Origin of the sequence: Enterobacter cloacae complex sp. IR5403, from assembly GCF_049238705.1 — a bacterium.
Taxonomy (GTDB): Bacteria; Pseudomonadota; Gammaproteobacteria; order Enterobacterales; family Enterobacteriaceae; genus Enterobacter; species Enterobacter hormaechei_C.
In genome coordinates, this window is sequence record NZ_JBMKHP010000003.1 from 272,877 (window position 1) to 299,295 (window position 26,419).

The following is a 26,419-nucleotide window of genomic DNA, read 5'->3' on the forward strand; positions in this document are numbered from 1 at the left end:
CCGTTTTTGCATTTCAGACATCAAAAAGCCTGGCTGCGCGCGGTCAAAATCCGCTGATACAGGTCGGCGGTGTGCTCATCGAAGCAGACAAAAATGACTTTTTCCGGCATGGGTTTGAGGGAAAGGTAGTGATAAACGGTATTCACGGCGATCGTAGCTGCCGCTTCCTTTGGATAACCGTACACCCCGGTGCTAATGGCAGGGAACGCCATGGTCTTATAGCCGTTATCCGCCGCAAGCCGCAGGCAGTTACGATACGCCTGCTCCAGAATCTCAGCCTCCTGGCGGTCGCCACCGTGCCAGACGGGTCCAACGGTATGGATCACCGCTTTGGCCGGGAGATCGCCCGCAAGCGTAATAACAGCATGCCCCGGCGGGCACTCCCCCTGCTGCTGACGCACGGTTTTGCATGCTTCAAGGAGTTGAGGGCCTGCGGCCCGGTGAATGGCACCGTCCACCCCGCCCCCACCCAGCAGGGAGGAATTGGCTGCGTTGACAATCACGTCAACGTGCACCGTCGTGATATCGCCATGAATAACGTCGATTTGCGGTCTCATAAACACCCTCTGCAACCCGCCTTTTTATTCAGTGTATCGCAGAGGGAGAAGGAGAAAAACTGCCGCAAAAAAAACGGCGGTTAACGGTAATCTACCTGAACGACCGCAAGCGTTTTCTGTTCATTCAGGTATTTCATGCTGACAGCGGCCAGAGCTGAATGAGGATGATGGCCCCGGAGCGCCTCGTCATAACTGATGGTATGCGTTTTCATACGGTTATTTTCCGGGCAGGAGATTGCGAACTGCTGATGCCGGGGCGTGACTTCGCACGGGTCAGCGACCACCGCGCCACGAAAATGAATCACCCCACCATTTTCTATAGTTGCTGAATAAGCCGGAGAAAAAAAAGAGGACAGGATCAGTCCCAGACCAGAAATAATACACGCTGCGGATTTGAACATTATTTGTACTCCTCAATGAAATTCGTCCTTGAGGGGTAAAAACGCTCCGTTATGACGTATCAATTTAAGCAACCCGATTGCTGGGTTCTTGATATCAGCATAGCTTACCTGTGCAGCGCCGCCACTCTATTAACCCATTGATTTCAGGAATGATTAAAGCGTACTTGCCGGTGCGTTCCACTGCTGTGATAAATGAAGCGATTTTCCATCGGAAACGGTGACGATTATTTTTACCGCATCCCCTGAGCGAATATTTAAACTGATTCGCGTTAAATCAATCGGCTGATTAGCGGGTATAAAAAGAGTATTTTTCTGCCGCGATGTACTTTGTCCCGCCTGCCCCTGTCGGACAGATAACACCTCAACCTGACATTCGCAGGCGTCTGCCAGCGTGACCTGAGGAATAATGATTGTCATATTTGCCTGCTGTGAGGTGCTGAACGTTATCTGACTGGCAAGCGCGGCAAGGAGAATGAAGGTACTCATGAGATCCTCCCGAAAAAAAACAGGGCGCATGCCCTGTTTTTTGGTACAGAAATGAATCAGTACTGGTGTGCGGTCGCGTTGTTGCCAAAGCCAACCTGGTGCACAGTCACCGTTGAGCCGGACGCTGTCTGGTCTACCGCCGCGCCATTGCCGCCGCCGAACTGTTTCACGTTGATAACAGAGTCTTTGCTATTCCACTGGTCGATGGTAGCGCTGTTACCAAAGCCTTTTTGCAGCAGATCGATAGAACTGTCATCAGAGCCCTGGCCAACATCTGCGCCGTTACCGCCACCATGCTGGGTAATGGTCAATTCAGAATCTCGGGCGTCCGTCTGCAAAGCAAGCGCGGAGTTACCGCCGCCGTACTGGTAAATGCTCAGGGTTGAGTCAGGGCCGTTATTGCCGCCACCCCAGCCACCACCGTGGCCGCCGCCAAATTGTGGTACCGCACCTGCGAAAGCACTGCCAGAAACTACGATTGCTGCAATAACTGCCACTTTGAAAAGTTTCATGGTAAACCCCCATCGGATTGATTAAGGCGTCACACATCGCTAGCGTTGAATAACGCGAATAGCCATTTGCGACTGTCTCTGTACTACAACTGCTGTTTTCTGCGTACCATACTGCGTTATATTCGCCCTGTTACCCGAGCCTTTCTGGATAATCATGGCGGTGTTGCCAAAAGCGCCCTGCTTAATACTCGCATCATTCCCGTTGCCGGTCTGATCGATATAAGCAAGGTTATACGTCCCTGACTGATCAACATTCGCGCGGTTATTCCCGCCCTCCTGGGAAATAACGGACAGCAATTTAGAACCGCCCTGGCGTACATCAGCATTATTACCTGAGCCCTGTTGACCAATAATGGCTGCCTGATTGTATGAAGCTTTACTTAATTCATTTATCGCAAAATTATATTCAGAACTGGCTAAATCTGAATCACCTGCGATGACAAACCCAGGCGCACCCAGTAATGTAAACATCATAAACAACGCTTTGTTTTTCATGCTGTCACCCTGGACCTGGCTATATAAAAGGTATTCCTGACTCCGTTAACGCGATTCGTTTTGTTAACGCCGCGTTACGGAAAAGAGTATGTCTGCCGAAACATGTTTAATATCTCACCCGTGCGCCTTATTTTTATATTCTCCTTCACCTCAAAGTCGTAAATCTCGCCTGATACGATGCGATACACGCCTAAGGCAGATACCAAAAATGTCTTCCTGCGCTTGTACAACAGCGAGACAGGCTGTCCAACCTGCACTGGCTTCTTCAGACAAAAACGACAATACCCTTTGCCACGTGCGTGACACGAAGCAAGTTTTCTTAAGAAAACATTCTGGCTTAGGGAAGTCTTATGTTTTTAGCAGAGTTCATACTTTTTACCGGCTGGCTTACAATAATACAAAGCCAGATAATTCAACTCATTATAATATAGTGTATGGTTTTTAAAATCTATGCACGTTTATACACCTGTACAACTTTCCCCTTACCTTAAAATCTATTAGCCCTGCAAAATACACAACTTAATATCGAATTTTACATTCTGTTACACGATTAACACTTGCTTTAAAGTTTGCAATAGCTAGATTGAAAACAGCAGTACGTTATTTGTTTTTAATTTTACCGCCTCCTTTGGAGGAGGTTTTTTAACTACACACAGCAGTGCCACACCTGTCAGTACTTCTGGTGCCCTTTTCAATAATACGAGGGCAGCTGCCGGGTGTCATAAATAACGTGGGGTTTCATCATGTTTAATGAAGTCCATAGCTTACCCGGTCATACATTATTGTTGATCACAAAACCTTCCTTACAAGCGACAGCGTTATTGCAGCATTTAAAGCAATGCCTGTCCCTTAACGGGAAACTGCATAATATTCAACGTTCTTTTGATGACATCGCTCCTGGCAGCATCATTCTTCTCGATATGATGGAAGCGGATAAAAAACTCATTCATTACTGGCAAGATAATTTAAGCAGGAAAAACAATAATATCCGCGTATTGTTATTAAATACGCCTGATGAGTATCCTTTCCGCGAAATTGAGAGCTGGCCGCATATTAACGGCGTATTTTACGTCACTGAAGAAGAAAACCGTGTCGTGGAAGGTTTGCAGGGCATATTGCGCGGGGAGTGTTATTTCTCGCAAAAACTGGCCAGCTACCTCATTACCCACTCCGGAAATTATCGCTATAACAGTTCAGAATCGGCCCTTCTGACGCACCGTGAGAAAGAGATCCTGAACAAACTGCGTATTGGTGCTTCAAATATTGAAATCGCCCGTTCGTTATTTATCAGCGAAAATACGGTTAAGACGCATCTTTATAATCTTTTCAAAAAGATAGCTGTTAAAAATCGCACGCAGGCGGTGTCGTGGGCAAACGATAACCTCAGGCGTTAATAGCATGAAACGCACCCTAAGTTGGATTGCCGCCGCAGGCATTATGCTTGCTGCCGGAAACCTTCAGGCCGTTGAGGTGGAAGTTCCCGGACTGTTGACCGACCACACCGTCACCTCTGTCGGACACGATTTTTATCGTGCCTTCAGCGATAAGTGGGAAAGCGATTATCCGGGTAACTTAACCATCAACGAACGGCCCAGTGCGCGGTGGGGAAGCTGGATCACAATAACCGCTAATCAGGACGTTATTTACCAGACTTTTTTATTCCCAACGAAAAGAGACTTCGATCAGAACGTCGCTTTCGCGCTGGCACAAACAGAAGAAGCTATTAACCGCCTACAGTTAGACAAAGCCCTTTTGAGCACAGGCGATTTAGCAAAAGATGAGTTCTAGCAACGACACCTATTTCGGAGGCTGTAATGCGTCTCGCACACACAGTGATTTCGTTAATGCTCATTGCGCCGTTGAGCTGGGCCGGAAATATGACATTCCAGTTCCGCAACCCTAATTTTGGCGGCAACCCGAATAACGGAGCCTTTATGCTTAACCAGGCTCAGGCTCAAAACTCCTATAAAGACCCCAGCTATGACGATGATTTCGGTATCGAGACCCCGTCAGCCCTGGACAATTTTACTCAGGCCATCCAGTCGCAAATATTAGGTGGCTTATTAACCAACATTAATACCGGAAAACCCGGCCGGATGGTCACTAACGACTTTATCGTCGATATTGCCAATAAAGACGGGCAGCTTCAGTTAAATGTGACAGACCGAAAAACCGGTAAAACGTCGACAATCCAGGTTTCCGGTTTGCAGACCAGTTCAACTGATTTCTAAACAACCCCGAAATAAGGACAATTATTATGCAGCGCTTTTTTATTTTAGTTGCAGTGTGCTTATTAAGCGGTTGTTTAACTGCCCCGCCAAAAGAAGCCGCTAAACCGACCCTGATGCCTCGTGCCCAGAGCTACCGGGATCTGACGCATCTGCCGGTCCCTACCGGGAAGATATTCGTCTCGGTGTATAATATTCAGGATGAGACGGGTCAGTTCAAACCGTATCCGGCCAGTAACTTCTCGACGGCCGTACCGCAGAGCGCCACCGCGATGCTGGTTACCGCCCTGAAAGATTCTCGCTGGTTTATCCCGCTGGAACGTCAGGGGCTGCAAAACCTGCTTAACGAACGAAAAATCATTCGTGCCGCGCAGGAGAATGGTACCGTTGGCGTCAATAACCGCATGCCGCTACAGTCTCTCACCGCTGCCAATATCATGGTGGAAGGGTCGATTATCGGCTACGAAAGTAACGTGAAATCTGGCGGCGCGGGTGCGCGTTACTTTGGCATCGGGGCCGACACGCAGTATCAGCTGGATCAGATTGCCGTCAACCTGCGCGTGGTTAACGTGAGCACGGGTGAGATATTATCCTCCGTGACCACCAGCAAAACGATTCTCTCTTATGAAGTGCAGGCCGGGGTATTCCGCTTTATCGATTACCAGCGTCTGCTGGAGGGTGAAATTGGCTATACCTCTAACGAGCCGGTCATGCTGTGTCTGATGTCGGCCATCGAAACCGGCGTGATTTTCCTCATTAATGACGGTATCGATCGCGGCTTGTGGGATCTTCAGAATAAAAGTGATGTGAGTAATGCGGTGCTGGTGAAATACCGTGAGATGTCGGTGCCGCCAGAGTCATAATAGGCGGCGCATAAAAAAGGCGAGATTTACGTCTCGCCTTTTTTTATTTGCTTACCGCAGGAACGCTCTGGCTCTTCTCGCGCCGGGCCGCAAGCCAGAGACCGCTGTTCTTCATGGCGTAGCCAAACAGTAACCCCAGCATGAGCGAAGGGACCACCAGCTTCCAGTCCCCCTGCCCTGCAAAGGTCGCACAGGCACCCATGAACGTGCCGGGCACAAAGGACAACAGCAGATGTTTTGCCTGAACGCACATCAGGAAGGCCACCATACCGGTCATGACGTACCCCAGGATTTCCACATGCGGCGCCAGCGCGCTGCCTTTCATAATGACCAGCGCCCAGACCACGCCACTCAGTAACGTGCAGCCTGAAATAAAGAGCCCTTTGAGCCCCCCCTGCGGGCAGGCGAAATAGGCCGTGCAGCCAAGAAAACCGGCCCAGCTCAACAAGCCGAGAGATACCGCCACCCAACCCCAGAGGCCGGAGAGAATGCCAGTCGTGATTGCAATACAAAGTAATATGTTCATGGTGCGCATCTTAGCAGATGCGCACCATAGAAATGAGATCAGAAGCACATTACGTGCAAGTTGAAATGTATCGTTGCAGAATTTTTGTGATTCAAATCACTCTTCGTTCTCTTCTTCCAGCTCGTCCCACATGGCTGCGATAGCGTCACGCGTCAGCGGAGCCAGCGTTCTCCAGAACGGCGAAGTGGCGTGGGCTTCAACTTTACCCAGGAAGGTGCCAACCCACGGCAGCAGATACGTTTCGAACAGGGTTTCAATCGCCTCGTTCTCATCATCACCTGCATTATCTTCAATCCAGGAGGCCGCCAGCAGCAGGGTACCGATATGATCGGCAGGCATATCCGTCAGCGGCATGCCGCGTTCTGAAAGAAACGCCCGAACTTCCGCTTCGGTCGCACCTTCCTGCCAGGCAGAACGATACGGCGACACGCGACACTCCTCCCCCACAAACAGCGCGTTGTAATCCGTTGAAATCTGCTGCATATCGCAGCTTTTTTGCAAGCGTTCCAGCAACTCATCCTGTTCCAGCGGCCAGCTCTGCGCCAGTTTACCTTCACGAATCAGGGTAAACAGCGGAACCAGCAGCGGATCCTGCGGCTGGCGGTAATATAAGGTGCCCAGCACGCGGCAAAGGATGGAAAACTCATTCATGTTTTTATTCCGTTATTAATTAAAGATCGGCAAATTCATCAATCGGCGCCATGCCGCGCGACTCAAGGAAATCGAGCATACGACGCGGCGTGACGTTCAGGATCTGTTCTTCCGGGAAATTCACGTCCCGCAATATTTTCAGGCACTCGCTGAAATCACCCAGCGTGAAGGCCGTATGTGAATCAGAGCCCAGCGCCACCATGCCGCCCGCGTCACGCACGGCCGCCGCCACTTCGCGGCAGTTGGCTTCACTGCCCTTGCGCGAGTGAACAAAGGAGGAGTTGTTAATCTCCAGCGCCACGCGGTGCTTCGCTGCCGCCTGCGCCACGGCCTGAATATCAATTGGGTATTTCGGATTACCCGGGTGGCTGATAATGTGCACATTGCCGCTGGCAATAGTGGCAATCATCGCTGCGGTGTTGGTCTCTTTATCCTGGGGCGCAAAGACCGGCTCGTGGAAGCCGGCGAGGATCAGATCTAACGAGGTCAGCATCGGGCCGGTGCAGTCAATCTCACCGTCGGTGTTTTTGATGTTCGCTTCGATGCCGCGCAGTATCCCGATACCGTCCACCAGGCGTGGCCAGATACGCATATTCACAAAATGCCAGTAGTGCGGCGCATCCGCCATATCCGGACCGTGATCGGTTATCGCAAACAGTTTAATGCCTTTCAGCTTCGCCTGAGCGATATAATCATGGAGGTTACTGTAAGCGTGGGTACTGGCGACGGTGTGCATATGCAGGTCAACGGGATACATCTTTCTCTCCTCTGCGGTTTTTCCAAAGGATAGCAGTTATCAGCGGCGAATATTAGCAAAAACCCGGCGAACGCCGGGTTTCTCTCAGTAGCCTCGCTGTTTGTCGACCTGTCCGGTCACCGTGTTGCCCTTCTCTATTTCGCTGATGGTATGCGAGATGTACGCCACGGCCTCCGCCGGTCGCGTCACGGCCGCAATATGGGGCGTCATCGCCACGCGCGGATGTGCCCAGAGCGGGCTGTCTGTCGGCAGCGGTTCGCGGCTATACACGTCCAGCATTGCGCCTTTCAGTTTACCGCTATCCAGCGCTTTCAGCAGATCGTCTTCCACAACGTGTACCCCGCGCGCCAGGTTCATTAAGTAGCTGTCCTCTGCCAACTGGTTGAGGAGCGTGCCATTGATAATGCCGACCGTTTCCGCCGTATTCGGCAGCAGGTTAATGAGGACGCGAGTCCCTTTCAGGAACGCCGGGAGTTCGTCCGTTCCGGCAAAGCTCTCGACGCCTGGATAATCCTTACGGCTCCGGCTCCAGCAGCGCAGTGGGAAGCCCCACGGGGCGAGCGCTTCGGCGACTTTTGAGCCCAGTACACCCGCGCCGAGGATGCCGATGGTGAAATCTCCACGCTGATAATCCGGGAGCGGTTCCCAGTGGGATTGCTGTTTGAACGCCTGATAATCGTCGAAGCGGCGGAACCAGTGCAGCACCTGGCTCACGGCATATTCCTGCATCTGCTGCCCCATACCGGTATCTTCCAGACGAAACAGGGGAATATCCTCCGGCAGCATTTCAGGGTGTGCCTTCAGCTTACTGAGGATGGAATCCACACCCGCACCAAGAGCAAACACCGCCTTCAAACGGCGTCCCTGAAGCATTTCGACCGGGGGATGCCAGACCAGCGCGTAGTCGGCATGTTCATTATCGCCCTGTTTCCATTCGCGAACGCGTGCGCCAGGCAGTGCCGCCGTGAGCGCGTTAATCCAGTAAGCCGTATCAAAAGTGGGGTGATAGAAGATAATATCCATAGTCATTGCCTTTTATTGCGCTGTTTTATTTTCATTTTCAACTGGCTTGCCAGCATAACAAATTTATCGCTAAACCGCGTTGCTGATAAAAGAGGCGCATTTCGCACATTTCGGAATCAGGTTGCCTGAAGTTTGTCTAAACACGCTAAATTACTGAAAAAGTGGGTTGACGGCAGTACGGCTTTTCCTTACATTAGCGCCCGTCCCGACAACAACGGGATGACAATATGGTGAGGTGTCCGAGTGGCTGAAGGAGCACGCCTGGAAAGTGTGTATACGGCAACGTATCGGGGGTTCGAATCCCCCCCTCACCGCCATATTCAAGACGAGAGCTCGTACGAAAGTACGGGCTTTTTTCTTTTATATTCTCCGTAAGGGGGTTCAGTGCACTCCCTGCGCCCTTTATGTCGGGTGGCGCTACGCTTACCCGACCTACAAAAAGCTAGTCTTCAACCATCTTTGCATACTCTTCGGTGAGAAAATCCACCAGTGTCCTGACCGACGGCAGCAGGCCGCGCCGGGAAGGATACACCGCGTGGATCACTTCCCGTCTGGGTTCCCAGGCATTCAGCACCCGAACAAGTTCACCTGAAGCCAGCTGATCCTTCACCATCAAAATGGGCAGCTGTACCACGCCCACGCCCGCCATCGCCGCCTCCCGCAGCGCCAGCATGTCGGTAGTCACCAGACGCGGCGTGAAGTGAATTTCTGCCTTTGCGCCCTCCGGCCCGCTCAATTCCCACTTATGCAGGTGCTTGCCCGCCCCCATACTTAACCCCGGCCACTCGCTGAGTTCAGAGGGCACCGCCGGGTTGCCCATCCGTTCAATCAGTGCCGGCCCGGCAACCAGACAGTGCCCCCTGTCCGCCAGCACCCTTAATACTAAATCGCTGTCATCAAACGGGCGCGGACGAACGCGGATCGCCACATCCACCCCCTCCGCCACCAGATCGACCCGGCGGTTGGTGGCTTCAAGCTGGAGGTTGATCCCCGGATAGCGCGCCATAAACCGTGCCAGCATGGGCCCCACGTGAACGTGCAGCAAGGTGACAGGACAGGTGATCCGGACCATACCGCGCGGCTCAGCCTGTAAAGCAGCCACCGCCTCCTCCGCAGCTTCAGCCTCCACCAGCATGGCTTTACAGTGCTGATAGAACGTCTGCCCCACCTCCGTCACCGCAAACTGCCGCGTGGTACGTTGTATCAACCGAACGCCCAGGCGTTCTTCCAGCTGCGCAATCCGACGGCTCAGTTTCGACTTAGGCTGATCGAGCGCCCGCCCCGCCGCCGCAAAGCCGCCATGCTCCACCACCTTCACAAACCATACGAAATCATTGAGATCCTGCATACGCCTCCATTGTTCCATTTAAGGAACAGTGAATGTCATTTTTGCTATCTACCGGGATATTAACCCTGAATATAAGCTAATTCCATCAACAGGACATCAGGAGTTAATCATGAAAAACGTAACAGGCGTGTATACCGCACCTCGTCCGCACTGGGTCGGTGACGGTTTTCCGGTTCGTTCGATGTTTTCTTACCAGACGCACGGCGAGCCCCTGAGTCCGTTCCTGCTGCTGGACTACGCCGGACCGCATACCTTCCCGGCGGACGGCGCGAAACGCGGCGTGGGCGAGCATCCTCATCGCGGTTTTGAAACGGTGACCATCGTCTACTCAGGCGAAGTGGAGCATCGTGATTCCACCGGCAGAGGCGGCGTTATTGGCCCAGGCGACGTGCAGTGGATGACGGCAGGCGCAGGCATTTTGCACGAGGAGTTCCACTCCAGCGCGTTTTCGCAGAAAGGCGGTGAACTAAAAATGATGCAGCTGTGGGTCAACCTGCCCGCTAAAGACAAAATGGCGACGCCTGGCTACCAGAGCATCACTCAGGCGGATATCCCGGTGGTCACCCTGCCGGATAACAGCGGAACATTGCGCGTGATTGCTGGCCGCTTTGGAGAGGTAACCGGCCCGGCGCATACCTTCTCACCATTGAACGTGTGGGATCTCGCGCTGCACCAGGGTAACCACCTGACGCTTAATCAGCCCGAAGGCTGGAGCACGGCGCTGGTTGTCGTTGAAGGCAACGTGACGGTGAACGGCACCACGCCTGCCGGTGAGGCGCAACTGGTCGTGCTGAGTCAGAGCGGTGACAAACTGCATCTCGAAGCCAGCAGTGATGCCAAAGTGCTGCTGATGGCCGGGGAGCCGCTGAATGAACCCATCGTGGGCTATGGCCCGTTTGTTATGAACAGTAAAACCGAAATTGCCGAGGCTATTCGCGATTTCAATTCCGGCCGCTTTGGCCAAATCTAAACGTAATAAAGGAGCGCATTATGTCTACCCCTGCAAACTTCAACGGTGCACGTCCCGTTATTGACGTAAACGATGCCGTTATGCTGCTTATCGATCACCAGAGCGGGCTGTTCCAGACCGTAGGAGACATGCCAATGCCTGAGCTGCGCGCCCGTGCAGCGGCGCTGGCAAAAATCGCCTCGCTGGCGAAGATCCCGGTGATCACCACGGCGTCGGTTCCACAGGGACCGAACGGCCCGCTTATCCCGGAGATCCACGCCAACGCGCCGCACGCACAGTATGTGGCACGCAAGGGTGAGATCAACGCCTGGGATAACCCGGAGTTCGTGGCAGCGGTGAAAGCCACCGGGCGCAAAACGCTGATTATCGCGGGGACGATCACCAGCGTCTGCATGGCCTTCCCGTCTATCAGCGCGGTGGCGGACGGATATAAAGTGTTTGCGGTGATTGATGCCTCCGGCACCTACAGCAAAATGGCGCAGGAGATCACCCTGGCGCGCGTGGTGCAGGCAGGCGTGGTGCCAATGGACACGGCTGCTGTTGCTTCCGAAATTCAGCGCACGTGGAACCGTGAAGATGCGGGTGAATGGGCTGAGGTGTACACACACATCTTCCCGGCCTACCAGCTGCTGATCGAAAGCTACAGCAAAGCGCAGGACGTGGTGAAAAATAGCGAAGTGCTCGATTCGCAGCGTTAATCCTGCGCGCTGCGACATAAGCTGATTAAGGCTTAATCGAACAAGCACGAATGCTGAAAATCTGCTTGACCGTTTTAGCGCAACTCCCTATAGTAGCGCCCCGTTGCCCCCCAAGCGGTCAGGCAGCAAAACAATATGGTGAGGTGTCCGAGTGGCTGAAGGAGCACGCCTGGAAAGTGTGTATACGGCAACGTATCGGGGGTTCGAATCCCCCCCTCACCGCCATATTCAAGACAAGAGCTCGTACGAAAGTACGGGCTTTTTTCTTTTATATTCTCGTAAGGGGGGGATGAGAACCCCCGACCGGGGTTCGACAACTGGCGCAGCCAGTTGGACAGACTGAGAGCGTAGCGAACAGGCTGCCCGCAGGGCGAGCGAAGCGAGTCAATCCCCCCCGGTGCGACACGAGCTGCCTCACCTACAAAAAAAGAAAGCCCGTACAAAAGTACGGGCCTGTCTCAACCATTCCTCAGCTATTCAACTTCCCTACCGACTCCTTTCCTTCAGGAGATAAAACCTGCTCAGGCTGAGCACCCGCTTCATCCTTACGCTCCTCCAGCCAGTAATCCGCATTTTTAATCCCCAGCCGAACCGGGTCAAAGTGTGGATCCAGCCCCTGTGCATTCTGGATTTCATAATCCTTCAGGCTGGCAAACGCTTTTTTATGCAACAGAACGATGGCAATAATGTTGAGCCATGCCATCAGCCCTACGCCAATATCCCCTAATCCCCAGGCCAGATCCGCGGTGCGTACCGTGCCATATACCGTCGACGCCATCAGACACAGCTTGAGCAGGAACGTCAGCCACGGGCGATGAATCTTACGGTTGATGTAGGCGATATTCGTTTCAGCGATGTAGTAGTAAGCAATGATCGTGGTGAAGGCAAAGAAGAACAGCGCGATGGCAACAAAGTAATTACCGAAGCCCGGCATCATACTTTCCATTGCCGTCTGGACATATCCCGGTCCTGCGGCCACGCCTGCTATTCCGGTATAGAGCGCTGCGCCGTCGACGCCCTGCACGTTATACAGCCCGGTGATCAACAGCATAAACCCGGTCGCGGAGCAGACAAACAGCGTGTCGATGTACACGGAGAACGCCTGAACCAGCCCCTGTTTCACCGGATGGCTTACGGCCGCCGCCGAGGAGGCATGTGGCCCGGTACCCTGCGCCGCCTCGTTGGAATAGACGCCACGCTTCACGCCCCACATGATGGCCTGGCCCAGAATAGCGCCAAACCCAGCTTCAAGGCCAAAAGCACTTTTCCAGATCAGCAATATAACTGAAGGAAGCTGATCAATATTGATAGCGATAATCACGCACGCGACAATAATATAGCCGAGCGCCATAAACGGAACCACCATGCTGCTAAAGCTGGCAATCCTTTTTACGCCACCAAAAATAATAAAACTCAACAGCACAGCAAGTAACGCCGCCGTGACATTTGGGCTCAGACCAAAGGCAATATCCAGGCTCGCACCAATAGAGTTTGCCTGCACACCTGGCAGTAATAATCCGCAGGAGAAAATCGTTACGATGGCAAATAACCATGCGTACCACTTCACGCCTAACCCTTTCTCAATATAAAAGGCAGGACCACCACGATATTCGCCGTTAATTTTCTCTTTATAAACCTGACCTAACGTGGATTCGACAAAAGCAGAGCTTGCCCCCAAAAATGCCACGATCCACATCCAGAAAAGCGCACCGGGTCCACCAAAGGTAATGGCGGTCGCTACACCGGCAATATTCCCTGTCCCCACGCGGCCCGCCAGCGTCATCGTCAGCGCCTGAAACGACGACACGCCTGCCTCGGTAGGACGCCCCTGAAACATCAGGGTAATCATAAGTTTTATATGCCGTAATTGTAGAAAGCGACTACGCAGCGAGAAATAGAGGCCGACACCCAGACATAAAAATATTAACGCCGGGCTCCAGATAACACCGTTAATTGCACTAACCAGTTCGTTCATGTATGACCCTTAGCGTGATGTTCCAGAGGAAACGATCCCCTGGCGAGTTTCTTTTTAGAATTTTGTCTGAACAAGTACGAAACATAGATAATTACCCAAAAGACACCAACTTAATTTTTACTGCTTAGTCATGTTCTGTGACAACATTCACGTTTAATTTTAAACCAATAATTAGCATGATCATTATATTCATCGATATTTTGTGGGTATTATAAATACATATCACATTTCCGTGATCTGTATAAAAAGCGTTCGCAGCAAATTAACAGTAATATTATTATTACCGCAAAACGGTGCGTAAATCCCGTTGAATGCTATAGGAAATAAATATGATTTAAAAAAAGCCACGCGTGCAGAGGGAATAAAGGAAGCTTCCCGGCATAACGCCGGGAAGTAATGACTTAAAATATGAAATGATCTTAGTCGGAGTACACTTCCAGCGTTCGTTGACATAGCGCTGAGCGCACACAGTCATCTTTGGTGAAGCGGACCATCCCTATCATCTCATCTTCCTCAAAACGTGACATGGCATCGCTCAGGCCGGACTTCACGCCCGACGGCAGGTCACATTGGGTAATATCGCCGTTGACGATAACCGTCACGTTCTCCCCGAGGCGCGTTAAAAACATCTTCATTTGCGCAGCGGTCACGTTCTGAGCCTCGTCAAGAATAACGACCGCATTTTCAAATGTACGTCCGCGCATATAGGCGAACGGCGCGATTTCCACCTTGCCAATCTCTGGTCGCAGGCAATACTGCATAAAGGAAGCGCCCAACCGCTTCACCAGCACGTCATAGACGGGCCTGAAGTACGGGGCAAACTTCTCGGAAATATCGCCGGGCAGGAAGCCCAGATCTTCATCCGCTTGCAGTACCGGACGGGTAACGATGATCCTTTCCACGTCCTTATGAATCAGCGCCTCCGCCGCTTTGGCGGCGCTGATCCAGGTTTTCCCGCATCCGGCTTCCCCGGTTGCAAAGATGAGCTGTTTACTCTCGATAGCATTCAGGTAGTGCGCCTGAGCTTCATTCCGCGCCACAATTGGCGATGCATCGCGGCTGTCCCGCGCCATGCCAATGGATTCTACGCCGCTCATCTGCACAAGCGAGGTGACCGATTCTTCTTCACGCTGTTTATGGCTACGTGAATCCCGTCTCAGCACACGTTTTGCTTCACGACGAGCTTTGATCACTGCTTTCTGTCTTCCCATGGATAGCACCTTGAGTTGTTGGTATTCATCACACGCGCCAGCATCGGCACGATTATGCGCACGAACATCAGAGGGTTGGCTTCCTTGTAAGCCATTGCTTGCATTACCGGATGACGATATACAACGGCTACGCGCACCGTTATGCACGTCGGTAGAAAAAGGTTCTTGAGGTGAATGAGAGAATTTGGTGGTGAGGAAATCGCTGCCGGAGTCTGAGCCTCCGCGCCGGATACTGCGGTTGATGTGTTTACCTTGTCCAGTACAGGACGCAACCATTCGCGATCTCCATAGTGAGTTAACATCACTGCCGGGAACTACCGCTGTCTTATCTTAAGTACATCAGGGATTATCATAAATGCAACATTTATTTTACCTGAATGCAACTTTTCAGACTGCCCCTACATGGAAAATCAGTCTTATATAGAAATATTACAGAAATATAACAATAAGATAGTCCCCCCGAAAAAATAATGTCCCTGCGAACTGTCGCAGGGACGATTATCAGGCTTCTATCAGACCCTGAGCGAGCCAGTCGTTCGCGTCACGCGCGCCGGGCAGGGCAAAGAAATAGCCGCCGCCGATGGGCTTGATATACTCCTCCAGCGCTTCGCCGTTGAGCCGTTTCTGCACGGTGAGGAATCCCTTCTCCAGATCGTGCTGATAGCAGACAAACAGCAGTCCCATATCAAGCTGACCGGAGTTGGTCACCCCCAGCGAGTAGCTGTAGCCCCTGCGCATCATCAGGCTGGATTGCGTCTCTTTGGTGCGAGGATTGGCGAGGCGAATATGGCTGTCCAGCGCGATGACATCCCCGTTCGGATCGCGGGCGTAGTCGGGTTCATCGTGCTCGTGCTTCATGCCGAGCGGTGCGCCGGTTTGCTTATCGCGACCGAAGATAGTTTGCTGCTCTTTCAGCGGCGTGCGGTCCCAGAACTCCACGTGGAACTGAATGATACGCACCGCCTGATAGCTGCCGCCCACCGCCCAGGCCGGTTCGCCCTGATCCGCCGTCACCCATACCACGTTCTTCATCAACGCGGTATTGCTGCTGTCCGGGTTGGCGGTGCCGTCTTTGAAGCCCAGCAGGTTGACCGGCGTCTCTTTCCCTTTACTGCGCGCGGCGTGGTCAGAGATAAAACCTTCCCGCTTCCAGCGCACGCTCAGCAGATCCGGGGTGTGTTTGATGATATCGCGCAGGGCGTGGATCACCGTATCCTGGGTATTGGCGCAGATCTGCAACAGCAGATCGCCGTGGCACAGCGCCGCGTCGAGAGAGTCATTCGGGAATCGCGTCATTTTTTGCAGCGCTTTCGGCTTCTGCTTCGCCAGTCCGTAGCGATCATCAAACAGCGATTCCCCCACCGACACGGTGATGGTCAGATTATCGGGAGCGATAAACGCCCCGAGGATCCCGGAATCCATCGGCGGCAGGCGCGGATTCGGTGTTTCCGGTGCCGGACCGCCCGCGGTAAGAAACGCAATGCGCGCCGTCAGCAGGCGGAACAGCCGCTCAAGGTCGGCCTTATCACTCGCCAGCGAATCGAAAGCCACCAGCATCATCGAGGCCTGCTGCGGCGTCAGGATCCCCGCCTGGTGCTCACCATAAAATGGCTGCGTTTCCATACGCGCATCCGGGGAGAGCGTGCCGGGGGCGCTTTGCGGTTTTGCCGCATGCGCCACCGGACAGCCGCCCGCCAGGGCAAACGCGCCGCCCAGCGCCCCTACCCCTTTTAACAACCGACGTCGGGAAGGTTCCGCCACGTCGTACTCGTCATGCTTGTTCATCGTTTAATCCAGACCCAGTACGCCACGCAGCAGGGAGAGATCTTCCGCCAGCGTCGTAATCGGGCCTTTCAGCGCGTTACGGTCTGCATCGGTCAGCTTGTCGTAGGTTTCGAACCCGTCTTTGGTGCGGTATTTCGCCAGGATAGCGTCAACTTTCTTAAAGTTGGCATCCACTTTCGCCAGCAGTTCGCCGTTCTCTTTTTGCAGCTGAGGCCGCAGCAGATCGACAATTTTCTGTGCGCCGTCGACGTTGGCCTGGAAGTCCCACAGGTCGGTGTGGCTGTAACGATCTTCTTCACCGCTGATTTTGCTCGCGGCCACTTCTTCAATCAGGCCCGCTGCACCACCCACCACTTTCGACGGCGGGAAGGCCAGCTCGCTGATGCGTTTTTGCAGCTCCAGCACGTCGCTGTTGAGCTGATCGGCGTATTTCTCCATCCCACTGGTGGAGTTATCGCCAAACAGGGCTTTTTCCAGACGGTGGAAACCAGTGAATTTTGGATCGGCGGCCTTCTGCTCGTAGTCGTCTTCGCGGGCGTCAATGCTGCCATCAAGGTCAGAGAACAGTTCGGCAATCGGCTCGATGCGCTCGTAGTGCTGACGGGTAGGCGCATACAGGGATTTCGCTTTTTCGATATCCCCCGCTTTCACCGCATCGGTAAAGGCTTTGGTGCCTGCCACCAGGTCCGCCGTCTCTTTGGTGACGTAGGCTTTATAGGCGGTAATGGCGTCGCCGAGGCTCAGCAGCGCCGTGCCTTTGGCCGCGTCCGCCGTCGCTGCGCCTTTGACGATCAGCTTACCTTTCGGGTTAGTCAGCAGGCCGCAGGTCATGTCATATTCCCCGGGCTGAAGATTTGCGGTCATCTTCTGGCTGAAGCCCGGCGCAATATTCTCGCGCTCTTCCACCACCATCACGCCTTTCAGGATTTCCCACTCCAGCGCCTTCTGGCTGTGGTTCTGAATAATAAACTGCGTTTTACCGCTGTTAACCGTGATGGTCATCGGCTCGCACTGTTTATCGTTGACGGTGACTTTTACCTGCGGAATATCTGCCGCCTGAGCGGTGAAGGCAGACACGAACAGCGCGGCAATGCCTGCGCATAACGCACTACGACGGAACTGAATGGCCATGACTCTTCCCTTTAAAAGTATGTTGTAACTAAAACAGCACTTACGGCGCTACCCGCGACGTCTGCGAGCCGGTACGCGGCGGCATAGCGAACAGGATCAGCGCCGGAACCAGATAGATAAAGTACATCGCCACTTCGCTGACGCTCGGCGTTTCCTGGTAGCCGAAGATCCCTTCGAGCAGGGTACCGGTCAGTGAATGGGTCGACAGGACGTTGCTGAGATCGAACGCCACGTCCTGGAAGTGGTTCCACAGGCCCGCTTCGTGGAAGGCGCGGATCGCCCCTGCCGCCAGCCCTGCGGCCACCAGCAGAATAAACATGCTGGTCCACTTGAAGAACGCCCCGAGGTTAAGACGAATGCCGCCCCAGTAGAGCAGGAAGCCAAGCACAACCGCCGTGGCCAGCCCGAGCACCGCGCCCAGCGGCGGCCAGATGCCCACGTCCTGCTGAAAAGCCGCGAGCAGGAAGAACACAGACTCCAGGCCTTCACGCGCCACGGCGAAAAAGACCATCATGATCAGCGCCCAGCCGTGGTGGTTGCCTTTTTGCAGGGCGTTATCCACCGCCTGCTCAAGCTGTACCTTCACGTTACGGGAGACCTTGCGCATCCAGAACACCATCCAGGTGAGGATCACCACCGCTATTACGGCGACGATACCTTCAAACAGCTCCTGCTCTTTCTGCGGAAATTCACCGGTGGTTTCGTTGATAAGAATACCCAGCCCCAGGCAGAGCGCCGCGGCAAGGAAAACGCCAACCCACATCACGCCAATCCAGCGTCCGCGCTGGGTACGCTTCAGATAACTGGCGATAAGGCTAACAATCAGGGCCGCTTCAAGGCCTTCACGTAACATAATGAGAAATGGAACAAACATGCCGACACCTTAAATGTTTATCGCGGTCAACTGATGCAAAGAAAGGTAAATTCTTGTGATAGTGATTATCATTACGGCAAGAAGAAAAACAAGCGAAATGTGTTGCGTTTTGATGACCAGATGTAAACGCATTGCGGAGTAATAATTGCCTGAGTAACCGTTACGTTTATAAGGTATAACGAAAATGCCCATTTACGGTTAACCGGGGCTGTGGCTAAATGTCCACCTCGAAAACCAACTGAAAATAAACCATGTTTAAAATTGTCCATTTCCTGCTGGCGCTGGTGATTATTCTTGCGCTTGCCTGGCTGGTGAGTTTCGACCGCCGAAAAATTCGTATTCGTTTCGTTTTACAGCTGATCGTGATTGAAATTGCGCTGGCGTTCTTTTTCCTCCACGCAGAAAGCGGTCTGTTTATTATTAAATACGTCTCCGGTTTCTTTGAGTCGCTGCTTAAATTCGCTGCCGAAGGGACGAATTTTGTCTTTGGCGGGATGGGTGAAAAAGGGCTGGCATTTATTTTCCTTGGCGTGCTCTGCCCCATTATTTTTATCTCGGCGCTGATTGGTATTCTTCAGCACTGGCGCATTCTGCCGATCTTTATTCGGGTGATCGGGACGCTACTGTCAAAACTGAACGGCATGGGCAAGCTTGAATCCTTTAACGCGGTGAGCTCACTGATCCTCGGTCAGTCGGAAAACTTCATTGCCTACAAGGGCGTACTCGGGGATCTCTCCTCGCGTCGTCTGTTTACGATGGCTGCCACGGCCATGTCGACGGTGTCGCTGTCGATTGTCGGGGCCTATATGACTATGCTCGACGCCAGATTTGTCGTCGCGGCGCTGATCCTGAACATGTTCAGCACCTTTATTATTCTTTCGGTCATTAACCCGACCCGCCCGGAAGCGGAGCCGGATATCAGGCTGGAAAAACTGCACGAATCCCAGAGCTTCTTTGAAATGCTGGGCGAGTATATTCTGGCCGGTTTTAAGGTGGCGATGATTATTCTGGCGATGCTGATTGGTTTTATCGCCCTTATTAGCGCCGTTAACGCCCTCTTCTCCAGCATATTTGGCATGAGCTTCCAGCAAATTCTGGGTTATGTGTTTTATCCGCTGGCGTGGCTTATTGGTATTCCGCTGAGCGATGCCTTAAACGCGGGGAGCATTATGGCAACTAAACTGGTGGCGAATGAATTTGTAGCGATGATCGAGCTGCAAAAAATAGCCCATCAAATGTCACCGCGTGGGCTGGGTATTTTGTCCGTGTTCCTGGTATCGTTCGCGAACTTCGCCTCCATCGGCATCGTCGCCGGGGCGATTAAGGGCCTGAACGAGCAGCAGGGCAACGTGGTGTCGCGGTTTGGTTTGCGTCTGGTGTACGGCGCGACGCTGGTGAGCCTGCTGTCGGCGAGCTTTGCGGGGTTGGTGCTGTAAGTTTTGTGCGGTTAATGCCCGGCGGCGCTTCGCTTGCACGGGCCTACGATACAATAACGGCGGGTTATCCCGCCGTTTTTATTAGAACTGCACGCACACCGGCTGGTCGACGCGCATCACCGACTCCTGCGCGAAGCGGGATTTATAAATTCCGCGTAACGCTTCGATGTTCTTCTCGCTCTGCGCATCTTTACCGTGGATCAGCATCAATGCCTTGCTGGGTTCGCGTGCCACTTTGCCATCGTTACCCAGCCACTGCCCACGCGCATCAAACACCGTTAAGCCATCGCGAAAGCGCGGCGTCACGTCCTGGTCGACAAACTGCTGCCACTCACTGCCGGTAATCTGCGCCCCGGCCGGACGATTCAAGCCGAAATAGAGCGTGGTCTGCTGCATCTGATTTTCTGCTTTGCAGGTTTCCACCGCCGCATGCTGTGCGGGTGCGCTACAGCCCGCCAGCATCACGAATGCTGCCACCATTAACCCTGTTTTAATTCTCATTGATGAAGACTCACATAGGTGAAAGGACTATCCCCTCTCCCCACCGGGGAGAGGGTTAGGGTGAGGGGGTATGTTTTTACTCAGCCTGGAGCTTAGACGGCGGCGCTGAGTGATAGTGCGCGTCCGCCTCCGCGAAGCGTTTCTGCATCGCGGCAGACGGCGCTTTACCCAGCAGGCTAAACACCACAATACCGAGGCTGCCGAAGATGAAGCCCGGGATGATCTCGTACAGGCCCAGCCACGCGAACTGTTTCCAGACGATAACGGTAACCGCACCGATAATCATCCCTGCCAGCGCGCCGTTGCGGGTCATGCGTGACCACAGTACAGAGAACAGCACCACCGGACCAAATGCGGCGCCAAAGCCCGCCCACGCATAGCTCACCAGCCCCAGCACGCGGTTTTCAGGGTTTGCCGCCAGCGCAATCGCCACCAGCGCAACCAGCAGCACCATAAAGCGCCCTACCCACACCAGCTCTTTCTGGCTCGCGCCCTTACGCAGGAACGCTTTGTAAAGGTCTTCGGTGATGGCGCTGGAGCACACCAGCAGCTGACAGCTCAGGGTGGACATCACCGCCGCGAGGATCGCGGAGAGCAGAATACCGGCAATCCACGGGTTGAACAGGATCTGCGCCAGCTCGATGAATACGCGCTCGGCGTTCTGGTTCACCGCGCCCGCCTGCGCCGGGTTGTTGTTGAAGTACGCGATACCGAAGAAGCCGACCGCACACGCCCCCGCCAGACACAGGATCATCCACGTCATGCTGATACGACGCGCGTGAACGATGGTGTGGTGGGAATCCGCCGCCATGAAGCGCGCCAGAATGTGCGGCTGGCCGAAGTAGCCCAGGCCCCAGCCCATCAGAGAGACGATGGCGACGAAGTTCAGCCCTTTCAGCATATCGACGTTTTCGATGCTCTTCTGCTTGATCACTTCCAGCGATTCGCCAAAGCCGCCGACGGTGAAAATGACAATCACCGGAGTGAGGATCAGGGCGAAGATCATCAGGCTCGCCTGCACGGTATCGGTCCAGCTTACCGCCAGGAATCCGCCCACGAAGGTATAGAGGATGGTCGCGGCCGCACCGGCCCACAGCGCCGTTTCATAGCTCATGCCGAAGGTGCTTTCGAACAGACGCGCGCCCGCCACGATGCCGGAAGCACAGTAGATGGTGAAGAACAGCAGGATCACCACCGCCGAGATAATGCGCAGGATACGGCTGTTATCTTCAAAGCGTCCGGTGAAGTAGTCCGGCAGCGTCAGGGCGTTGTTGTTGGCTTCGGTGTGCACGCGCAGACGGCCTGCCACCAGCTTCCAGTTAATCCACGCGCCAACGGTCAGGCCGATGGCGATCCAGCTTTCGGAGATACCGGAGATGAAAATCGCACCCGGCAGGCCCATCAACAGCCAGCCGCTCATGTCGGAAGCGCCCGCAGAGAGCGCGGTCACCATCGGGCCTAGGCTGCGCCCGCCGAGGATGTAGTCGTCAAAGTTTTTAGTGGAACGCCATGCCAAAAACCCTATCAGGATCATGCCAAAAATATAAACGAGAAATGTCACCAGCATCGGTGTGCTAATAGCCATTCAAATTCTCCAAAATGTCGAGCGACAACCGTCCGGGTTGCCTTGTTATGTCATCACCGGAACGTAGTGATGTGTGTATGTGTTTCCGTTGGGCGCGCTATCCTGCCGTATACGCATCCCACTGACAAACGATTTAACACTGCATTTACATGAATTTCATCCCTGGTTTTATACGTCTTTCCTATAGGTTGCACTCGCTCACGCTTTTACGGGTTGCACCTTTAAAAAGTGTTAAGCACCGCATAAAAACTGGGCTCAGAAACCGCCGCACGTTCTTTTTCACGGCTAACTAATCGTTAACAATCCATTCATTTTCCAGCTTGCAGACCAGGTCACATTTAACACGGTTGCACAAAGTTGCAACATGGTGGATATTTCACGCTATCAACAGAACGCTACTACAGAACAACAGGAGTTTTGGCATGGGGATGACCACCATGGGGGTTAAGCTGGATGACGCTACCCGCGAACGGATTAAAACCGCTGCGACCCGCATTGACCGCACACCGCACTGGTTAATCAAGCAGGCGATTTTTAACTATCTGGAAAGACTGGAGAGTGAAGAAGGTCCGCCGGAGCTGCCTGCCCTGCTGGCGGGCGCAGCGAACGAAAGCGAAGAGGCCGCGACGGCCGTTGAAGAGAACCACCAGCCGTTCCTGGAATTTGCCGAGCAGATCCTGCCGCAGTCCGTCAGCCGCGCCGCCATTACCGGCGCCTACCGCCGTGCCGAAACCGACGCTGTGCCGATGCTGCTGGAGCAGGCGCGCCTGCCGGAAGCCGTTGCCGCTCAGGCGCACAGCCTGGCGTATCAGCTCGCCGACAAGCTGCGTAATCAGAAAACCGCCAGCGGACGCGCCGGTATGGTGCAGGGGCTGTTGCAGGAGTTCTCCCTCTCCTCGCAGGAAGGCGTGGCGCTGATGTGTCTGGCGGAAGCGCTGCTGCGTATTCCGGATAAAGCCACCCGCGATGCCCTGATCCGCGACAAAATCAGCAACGGCAACTGGCACTCCCACATTGGCCGTAGTCCGTCCCTGTTCGTTAACGCCGCCACCTGGGGCCTGCTGTTCACCGGCAAGCTGGTCTCCACCCATAACGAAGCCAACCTGTCGCGCTCCCTGAACCGCATCATCGGCAAGAGCGGCGAGCCGCTGATCCGCAAGGGCGTGGACATGGCGATGCGCCTGATGGGCGAGCAGTTCGTCACCGGGGAAACCATTGCCGAAGCGCTGGCGAACGCCCGCAAGCTGGAAGATAAAGGCTTCCGCTACTCCTACGATATGCTGGGTGAAGCGGCGCTGACCGCCGCCGACGCGCAGGCCTACATGGTCTCTTACCAGCAGGCGATCCACGCCATCGGTAAAGCGTCCAACGGCCGCGGTATTTATGAAGGCCCGGGCATCTCGATTAAGCTTTCCGCCCTGCACCCGCGCTACAGCCGCGCGCAGTACGATCGGGTGATGGAAGAACTCTACCCGCGCCTGAAGTCCCTGACCCTGCTGGCGCGCCAGTATGACATCGGCATCAACATCGACGCCGAAGAGGCCGACCGACTGGAGATCTCCCTCGATCTGCTGGAAAAACTGTGCTTTGAGCCGGAGCTGGCGGGCTGGAACGGGATTGGTTTTGTTATCCAGGCCTACCAGAAACGCTGTCCGTTCGTTATTGATTACCTGATTGACCTCGCCAGCCGCAGCCGTCGCCGCCTGATGATCCGCCTGGTAAAAGGCGCCTACTGGGACAGCGAAATCAAACGCGCCCAGATGGAAGGTCTGGAAGGTTATCCGGTCTATACCCGCAAGGTCTACACCGACGTCTCTTACCTCGCCTGCGCGAAAAAACTGCTCGGCGTGCCGAACCTGATTTATCCGCAGTTCGCCACCCACAACGCCCACACCCTGGCGGCGATCTACAGCCTGGCCGGGCAGAACTACTATCCGGGCCAGTACGAGTTCCAGTGCCTGCACGGCATGGGTGAACCGCTGTACGAGCAGGTGACCGGTAAAGTGGCCGACGGCAAGCTGAACCGTCCGTGCCGAATTTATGCCCCGGTAGGGACACACGAAACCCTGCTGGCCTACCTGGTGCGTCGTCTGCTGGAGAACGGGGCGAACACCTCCTTCGTTAACCGCATCGCCGACACCACCCTGCCGCTGGACGAACTGGTGGCCGACCCGGTACAGGCCGTTGAGAAGATGGCGGCGCAGGAAGGCCAGATTGGTCTGCCGCATCCGAAGATTGCCCTGCCGCGCGAGCTGTATGGTGCAGGTCGCGTCAACTCGGCGGGTCTGGATCTCGCCAACGAACACCGTCTGGCGTCGCTCTCTTCCGCCCTGCTTAACAGCGCATTGCAGAAGTGGCAGGCCAGGCCGATCCTTGAGCAGTCCGTTGAGGACGGTGAAATGCAGCCGGTGATCAACCCGGCAGAGCCGAAGGATATCGTCGGCTACGTGCGCGAAGCCACGGAAGCGGAAGTGGAGCAGGCCCTGGAGAGCGCGGTGAACAATGCGCCAATCTGGTTTGCCACCCCGCCACAGGAGCGTGCCGCCATTCTGGAACGCGCGGCGGTGCTGATGGAAGATCAGATGCAGCAGCTGATCGGCATTCTGGTGCGTGAAGCGGGTAAAACCTTCAGCAACGCCATCGCCGAAGTGCGCGAGGCGGTCGACTTCCTGCACTACTACGCGGGTCAGGTGCGCGATGATTTCGACAACGAAACCCACCGTCCGCTCGGCCCGGTGGTGTGTATCAGCCCGTGGAACTTCCCGCTGGCGATCTTCACCGGCCAGATTGCCGCAGCGCTGGCCGCAGGCAACAGCGTGCTGGCAAAACCGGCAGAGCAGACCCCGCTGATTGCCGCCCAGGGCATTAACATTCTGCTGGAAGCGGGCGTACCGGCGGGCGTGGTGCAGCTGCTGCCAGGGCGCGGTGAAACGGTCGGCGCCAAACTGACCTCCGATAACCGCGTGCGCGGCGTGATGTTTACCGGTTCGACCGAAGTGGCCTCCCTGCTGCAACGCAACATCGCCACCCGTCTGGATGCGCAGGGCCGTCCTACCCCGCTGATCGCTGAAACCGGCGGCATGAACGCCATGATCGTGGACTCCTCTGCCCTCACCGAGCAGGTCGTCGTTGACGTGCTGGCCTCTGCCTTCGACAGCGCGGGCCAACGCTGTTCCGCCCTGCGCGTACTGTGCTTACAGGATGACGTGGCTGACCACACGCTGAAGATGCTGCGCGGTGCGATGGCGGAATGCCGCATGGGCAACCCGGGCCGTCTCACCACCGACATCGGGCCGGTGATCGACGCGGAAGCCAAAGCCAACATCGAAAACCACATTCAGACCATGCGTGCCAAAGGCCGTCCGGTGTTCCAGGCGGTGCGCGAGAACAGCGAAGATGCCCGCGAGTGGCAGACCGGCACCTTCGTGCCGCCAACGCTGATTGAGCTGGCAAGCTTCGACGAGCTGAAAAAAGAGGTCTTCGGTCCGGTACTGCACGTGGTGCGCTACAACCGTAACAACCTCAACGAGCTGATCGATCAGATCAACGCCTCGGGTTACGGCCTGACGCTTGGCGTGCATACCCGTATCGACGAAACCATTGCCCAGGTGACCGGCAATGCCAAAGTCGGCAACCTGTACGTCAACCGCAACATGGTTGGCGCGGTCGTGGGCGTGCAGCCGTTCGGCGGTGAAGGTCTCTCCGGCACCGGTCCGAAAGCGGGCGGTCCGCTCTATCTGTACCGCCTGCTGGCAAACCGTCCGGAAAATGCGCTGAGCGTGACGCTGGCGCGTCAGGACGCGGAATATCCGGTGGATGCGCAGGTGAAAGCCGTGCTGACCCAGCCGCTGGATGCGCTGATTAAGTGGGCTGAAAATCGTCCTGAGCTGCGTGCGATTGCACAGCAGTACGGCGAGCTGGCGCAGGCGGGAACACAGCGTCTGCTGCCGGGTCCTACCGGCGAGCGCAACACCTGGACGCTGATGCCGCGCGAGCGTGTGCTGTGCGTGGCGGATAACGAGCAGGATGCGCTGGTGCAGCTGGCAGCCGCAACGGCAACGGGCTGTGAGGTGCTGTGGCCGGAAGATGCCCTGCATCGCGACCTCGCCAAACAGCTGCCAAAAGCGGTCTCGGCCCGCATTCGCTTTGCGAAGGCCGATGCCCTGCTGACCCAGCCGTTTGACGCGGTGATCTACCACGGTGATTCCGACCAGCTGCGCGAACTGTGCGAGCAGGTGGCAGCCCGCAGCGGCGCGATTGTCTCGGTGCAGGGCTTCGCCCGCGGGGAGACCAACCTGCTGCTGGAGCGCCTGTACGTTGAGCGCTCGCTCAGCGTCAACACCGCGGCGGCGGGCGGTAACGCCAGCCTGATGACAATCGGTTAATCGTGTAAACTCTCCCCGGTG

General features: G+C 54.9%; 25 protein-coding genes and 2 tRNA genes. 10 read left to right on the forward strand and 17 right to left on the reverse strand.

The features are described from left to right. Positions 1-20: 20 nt before the first annotated feature. The 5 genes from ymdB to csgB form a co-directional block, all read right to left on the reverse strand. On the reverse strand, positions 21-557 hold the full coding sequence (gene ymdB / locus ACOTW6_RS06445; protein ID WP_062932049.1) for an O-acetyl-ADP-ribose deacetylase: 537 nt from the start codon (positions 555-557) through the stop codon (positions 21-23). A gap of 80 nt (positions 558-637) precedes the next feature. Next, positions 638-958, reverse strand: a complete 321-nt coding sequence (locus ACOTW6_RS06450; protein WP_003858038.1) for a type 1 fimbrial protein — start codon at positions 956-958, stop codon at positions 638-640. Between the two features lie 153 nt (positions 959-1,111). Beyond that, positions 1,112-1,444: a curli assembly chaperone CsgC gene (gene csgC, locus ACOTW6_RS06455; protein WP_062932050.1), complete on the reverse strand. Its 333-nt coding sequence runs from the start codon at positions 1,442-1,444 to the stop codon at positions 1,112-1,114. Between the two features lie 56 nt (positions 1,445-1,500). Beyond that, entirely contained in the window at positions 1,501-1,956 is a 456-nt protein-coding gene (gene csgA, locus ACOTW6_RS06460; RefSeq protein ID WP_003858043.1) for a curli major subunit CsgA, read from the reverse strand. 39 nt (positions 1,957-1,995) lie between these two features. Continuing rightward, on the reverse strand, positions 1,996-2,451 hold the full coding sequence (csgB, locus tag ACOTW6_RS06465; RefSeq protein ID WP_198739549.1) for a curli minor subunit CsgB: 456 nt from the start codon (positions 2,449-2,451) through the stop codon (positions 1,996-1,998). Positions 2,452-3,194: 743 nt separating this feature from the next. Here csgB and csgD point away from each other — a divergent pair. Genes csgD through csgG form a run of 4 tightly spaced genes read left to right on the forward strand, consistent with a single transcriptional unit; the run spans position 3,195 to position 5,542 of the window. Beyond that, the gene (gene csgD, locus ACOTW6_RS06470) at positions 3,195-3,845 is read left to right on the forward strand and encodes a biofilm master transcriptional regulator CsgD (RefSeq protein WP_006809293.1); all 651 of its coding nucleotides are present in this window, start codon (positions 3,195-3,197) and stop codon (positions 3,843-3,845) included. A 4-nt stretch (positions 3,846-3,849) separates the two neighbouring features. Continuing rightward, complete coding sequence (csgE, locus tag ACOTW6_RS06475; RefSeq protein WP_003858052.1) at positions 3,850-4,239, forward strand: curli production assembly/transport protein CsgE; 390 nt, start codon at positions 3,850-3,852, stop codon at positions 4,237-4,239. Between the two features lie 26 nt (positions 4,240-4,265). Then, positions 4,266-4,682, forward strand: coding sequence for a curli production assembly/transport protein CsgF (gene csgF / locus ACOTW6_RS06480; protein ID WP_003858054.1), 417 nt, complete (start codon positions 4,266-4,268; stop codon positions 4,680-4,682). 26 nt (positions 4,683-4,708) lie between these two features. Beyond that, a complete protein-coding gene (gene csgG / locus ACOTW6_RS06485; protein ID WP_003858055.1) occupies positions 4,709-5,542 on the forward strand; it encodes a curli production assembly/transport protein CsgG in 834 nt (277 codons plus the stop codon). 43 nt (positions 5,543-5,585) lie between these two features. Here the strand turns inward: csgG and ACOTW6_RS06490 are convergent, their stop codons facing one another. The 4 genes from ACOTW6_RS06490 to ghrA all read right to left on the reverse strand — a co-directional run bounded on the left by ACOTW6_RS06490 (position 5,586) and on the right by ghrA (position 8,499). Continuing rightward, positions 5,586-6,068 (reverse strand): DUF1097 domain-containing protein, encoded by a 483-nt coding sequence (locus tag ACOTW6_RS06490; protein WP_074135656.1) that lies wholly within the window; start codon positions 6,066-6,068, stop codon positions 5,586-5,588. A gap of 96 nt (positions 6,069-6,164) precedes the next feature. Further along, complete coding sequence (locus tag ACOTW6_RS06495; RefSeq protein ID WP_003858059.1) at positions 6,165-6,719, reverse strand: TorD/DmsD family molecular chaperone; 555 nt, start codon at positions 6,717-6,719, stop codon at positions 6,165-6,167. Between the two features lie 19 nt (positions 6,720-6,738). Beyond that, positions 6,739-7,476, reverse strand: a complete 738-nt coding sequence (locus ACOTW6_RS06500; RefSeq protein ID WP_003858061.1) for a phosphatase — start codon at positions 7,474-7,476, stop codon at positions 6,739-6,741. 84 nt (positions 7,477-7,560) lie between these two features. Further along, complete coding sequence (ghrA, locus tag ACOTW6_RS06505) at positions 7,561-8,499, reverse strand: glyoxylate/hydroxypyruvate reductase GhrA (protein ID WP_213788612.1); 939 nt, start codon at positions 8,497-8,499, stop codon at positions 7,561-7,563. A gap of 229 nt (positions 8,500-8,728) precedes the next feature. Between ghrA and ACOTW6_RS06510 the strand changes: the two genes are divergently transcribed. Beyond that, a tRNA-Ser gene (locus ACOTW6_RS06510) sits at positions 8,729-8,816 on the forward strand. A 125-nt stretch (positions 8,817-8,941) separates the two neighbouring features. On the opposite strand, the gene ACOTW6_RS06515 is transcribed toward ACOTW6_RS06510, so the two are convergent. Further along, positions 8,942-9,847, reverse strand: coding sequence for a LysR family transcriptional regulator (locus tag ACOTW6_RS06515; protein ID WP_062932056.1), 906 nt, complete (start codon positions 9,845-9,847; stop codon positions 8,942-8,944). 109 nt (positions 9,848-9,956) lie between these two features. Between ACOTW6_RS06515 and ACOTW6_RS06520 the strand changes: the two genes are divergently transcribed. From ACOTW6_RS06520 to ACOTW6_RS06530, 3 genes are all read left to right on the forward strand, one after another. Then, positions 9,957-10,817: a pirin family protein gene (locus ACOTW6_RS06520; RefSeq protein WP_062932057.1), complete on the forward strand. Its 861-nt coding sequence runs from the start codon at positions 9,957-9,959 to the stop codon at positions 10,815-10,817. A 20-nt stretch (positions 10,818-10,837) separates the two neighbouring features. Beyond that, positions 10,838-11,515, forward strand: a complete 678-nt coding sequence (locus ACOTW6_RS06525) for an isochorismatase family protein (RefSeq protein WP_003858068.1) — start codon at positions 10,838-10,840, stop codon at positions 11,513-11,515. A 137-nt stretch (positions 11,516-11,652) separates the two neighbouring features. Beyond that, a tRNA-Ser gene (locus ACOTW6_RS06530) sits at positions 11,653-11,740 on the forward strand. 244 nt (positions 11,741-11,984) lie between these two features. Here the strand turns inward: ACOTW6_RS06530 and ACOTW6_RS06535 are convergent. From ACOTW6_RS06535 to efeU, 5 genes are all read right to left on the reverse strand, one after another. Further along, entirely contained in the window at positions 11,985-13,490 is a 1,506-nt protein-coding gene (locus ACOTW6_RS06535; protein ID WP_062932058.1) for an alanine/glycine:cation symporter family protein, read from the reverse strand. 419 nt (positions 13,491-13,909) lie between these two features. Beyond that, positions 13,910-14,701 carry a phosphate starvation-inducible protein PhoH gene (phoH, locus tag ACOTW6_RS06540; protein ID WP_169802588.1) on the reverse strand — a complete coding sequence of 264 codons (792 nt, stop codon included), beginning with the start codon at positions 14,699-14,701 and terminating at the stop codon, positions 13,910-13,912. 501 nt (positions 14,702-15,202) lie between these two features. After that, a complete protein-coding gene (efeB, locus tag ACOTW6_RS06545) occupies positions 15,203-16,486 on the reverse strand; it encodes an iron uptake transporter deferrochelatase/peroxidase subunit (protein WP_213788611.1) in 1,284 nt (427 codons plus the stop codon). Between the two features lie 3 nt (positions 16,487-16,489). Further along, complete coding sequence (efeO, locus tag ACOTW6_RS06550) at positions 16,490-17,617, reverse strand: iron uptake system protein EfeO (protein WP_062932061.1); 1,128 nt, start codon at positions 17,615-17,617, stop codon at positions 16,490-16,492. A gap of 40 nt (positions 17,618-17,657) precedes the next feature. Continuing rightward, on the reverse strand, positions 17,658-18,491 hold the full coding sequence (gene efeU, locus ACOTW6_RS06555) for an iron uptake transporter permease EfeU (RefSeq protein ID WP_062932062.1): 834 nt from the start codon (positions 18,489-18,491) through the stop codon (positions 17,658-17,660). Between the two features lie 251 nt (positions 18,492-18,742). Here efeU and ACOTW6_RS06560 point away from each other — a divergent pair, with 251 nt between their 5' ends. After that, on the forward strand, positions 18,743-19,927 hold the full coding sequence (locus ACOTW6_RS06560) for a NupC/NupG family nucleoside CNT transporter (protein ID WP_062932063.1): 1,185 nt from the start codon (positions 18,743-18,745) through the stop codon (positions 19,925-19,927). Positions 19,928-20,008: 81 nt separating this feature from the next. On the opposite strand, the gene ACOTW6_RS06565 is transcribed toward ACOTW6_RS06560, so the two are convergent. Then, entirely contained in the window at positions 20,009-20,428 is a 420-nt protein-coding gene (locus tag ACOTW6_RS06565; protein WP_062932064.1) for a DUF3574 domain-containing protein, read from the reverse strand. A gap of 76 nt (positions 20,429-20,504) precedes the next feature. Next, entirely contained in the window at positions 20,505-22,013 is a 1,509-nt protein-coding gene (gene putP / locus ACOTW6_RS06570) for a sodium/proline symporter PutP (protein WP_047052682.1), read from the reverse strand. Positions 22,014-22,435: 422 nt separating this feature from the next. On the opposite strand from putP, the gene putA reads away from it, so the two are divergent. Then, positions 22,436-26,398, forward strand: a complete 3,963-nt coding sequence (gene putA / locus ACOTW6_RS06575; protein WP_213788610.1) for a trifunctional transcriptional regulator/proline dehydrogenase/L-glutamate gamma-semialdehyde dehydrogenase — start codon at positions 22,436-22,438, stop codon at positions 26,396-26,398. Positions 26,399-26,419 lie beyond the last annotated feature (21 nt).